This is a genomic window from Alteromonas sp. ABV2_168, assembly GCF_056161165.1.
The window spans coordinates 1-1,226 of sequence record NZ_JBSWYQ010000023.1; the positions used below are offsets into that span (position 1 = coordinate 1).

Here is a 1,226-nt window from a genome sequence, read left to right on the forward strand (position 1 = left end):
TTAACGAGGCAAACCCGGGGAACTGAAACATCTAAGTACCCGGAGGAAAAGAAATCAACCGAGATTCCCTTAGTAGCGGCGAGCGAAAGGGGACCAGCCGATGTTAGTTGTCATAGTGGAATATTCTGGAAAGTTTAACGGAACAGGGTGATAGTCCCGTACACGAAGTGACAGTTAGCACATATTAAGTAGGTCGGGACACGTGTTATCCTGACTGAAGATGGGGGGACCATCCTCCAAGGCTAAATACTCCTTACTGACCGATAGTGAACCAGTACCGTGAGGGAAAGGCGAAAAGAACCCCTGTGAGGGGAGTGAAACAGAACCTGAAACCGTATACGTACAAGCAGTGGGAGCCCTTCGGGGTGACTGCGTACCTTTTGTATAATGGGTCAGCGACTTATATTTGGTAGCAAGGTTAACCGTATAGGGGAGCCGTAGCGAAAGCGAGTGTTAACTGCGCGTTGAGTTGCCAGGTATAGACCCGAAACCCGGTGATCTAGCCATGGGCAGGTTGAAGGTTGAGTAACATCAACTGGAGGACCGAACCCACGCCTGTTGAAAAAGGCGGGGATGACTTGTGGCTGGGGGTGAAAGGCCAATCAAACCGGGAGATAGCTGGTTCTCCCCGAAATCTATTTAGGTAGAGCCTCGGACGAATTCCTTTGGGGGTAGAGCACTGTTAAGGCTAGGGGGTCATCCCGACTTACCAACCCTTTGCAAACTCCGAATACCAAAGAGAACTATCCGGGAGACACACGGCGGGTGCTAACGTCCGTCGTGAAGAGGGAAACAACCCAGACCGCCAGCTAAGGTCCCAAAATATTGCTAAGTGGGAAACGATGTGGGAAGGCTAAGACAGCTAGGAGGTTGGCTTAGAAGCAGCCACCCTTTAAAGAAAGCGTAATAGCTCACTAGTCGAGTCGGCCTGCGCGGAAGATGTAACGGGGCTAAGCAATATACCGAAGCTGCGGCAAAGTACTTGTACTTTGGGTAGGGGAGCGTTCTGTAAGCCGCTGAAGGTGAACTGTGAAGTTTGCTGGAGGTATCAGAAGTGCGAATGCTGACATGAGTAACGATAATGGGGGTGAAAAACCCCCACGCCGGAAGACCAAGGTTTCCTGTCCCATGCTAATCAGGGCAGGGTAAGTCGGCCCCTAAGGCGAGGCAGAAATGCGTAGTCGATGGGAAACGGGTTAATATTCCCGTACTTATATAATCAGTGA

Annotated in this window: 1 rRNA gene; it reads left to right on the forward strand. The window is 50.8% G+C overall.

Going from position 1 to position 1,226, the window contains the following annotated elements:
- Positions 1-1,226 (forward strand): 23S ribosomal RNA (locus tag ACXAH4_RS20075); the annotation flags it as partial.